This window comes from Mesorhizobium sp. M5C.F.Ca.IN.020.32.2.1 (assembly GCF_004023105.1).
In the GTDB taxonomy this organism is placed as follows: domain Bacteria; phylum Pseudomonadota; class Alphaproteobacteria; order Rhizobiales; family Rhizobiaceae; genus Mesorhizobium; species Mesorhizobium wenxiniae.
On record NZ_RZSX01001394.1, the window covers coordinates 1 to 955 of the forward strand.

At 66.0% G+C, this 955-nt stretch carries 2 protein-coding genes; both read right to left on the reverse strand.

Annotated elements, in window-relative coordinates; genetic code table 11:
* Positions 1 to 529 (reverse strand): aminopeptidase P family N-terminal domain-containing protein (locus EOA86_RS36275; protein ID WP_206630261.1); only part of this gene is annotated, 529 nt, incomplete at its 3' end.
* Positions 530 to 672: 143 nt separating this feature from the next.
* The coding region (locus EOA86_RS36280) for a helix-turn-helix domain-containing protein (protein ID WP_128345808.1) at positions 673 to 955 on the reverse strand (283 nt) is incomplete at its 5' end.

Genomic DNA, 955 nt, shown 5'->3' on the forward strand with positions numbered 1-955 from the left:
GCGCCAGCGCCTGCAGATGGCCGCAGCGGTCGAGGCCGAGCTTCATCGAGCCGCCGCCATGCGCCTTGAGAAGTTCGGCGATCTCGTCGGCGAATGGACCTGCGGTTTCGTCGTCGCGGCCCGACACCGAAGACCACACCAGCTTGGATGGCCGCGCCTCGTCGATCGTGTCGAGCACCATCGAGACATGGTAGCTCTGCGGGTACTCGAACAGCACAATCGGCCCCGATGCCGGGATGAAGAAGTAGCGCGTCGAGTTACGCAGGAAATAGCCGAACATGTTGCGCGAGCCGGTGGCGTAGCGCTGGTTGTAGGGATCGAACAGCACGACGGCGCCATAGCCGGCCTCGCGCATCCAGGCGCGCAGCCTGGCCAACCGCCCCTTGCGCAGCGCGTCCGCATCGATGAAGGACGGCTCGGTATCGGACAGCCACATGCCGCCGGCCGGGTCGGCCGCGGGCGGGTGGCGCATGCGGTCCTTGAAGTCGACGTCCTCGGTGCTGTCGGGGTCGAAAACGACGATGCTCATCGGGTGCCTCCTGGAGGTGGAGAAGATGAGCCATGCGTCGCGCAGAGGCTGTGCGGGATGCCGCAGATGTTGTGCCGGATGCCGCTTGAAGTCGTTCCGTAGCGCTCTACGAAGGCCCCTGTCGCGCCAACGTCTCGCAAGACCTAATGCCTCCGCGCCACCTTCGGCGCGTGCCCATGCTCCTCCCGAAATGCCCGCGCAAAACTCGACATCGAGGCGAAGCCGCAGGCCAGCGCCACGTCGCGCACCATCAGCGTCGAATGCGCCAGGAGATCGGCGGCGCGCTTCAGCCGCAGGCGGCGGTAATAGCCGTTGGGCGAGATGTTGAGCTCTGAGCGGAAGTTTCGTTCGAGCTTGTCGGAGGAGACGCCCAGCTTCACAGCCAGCTCCGCCATCCCGAGCCGCTCCTCCACCGCATCCTCCATG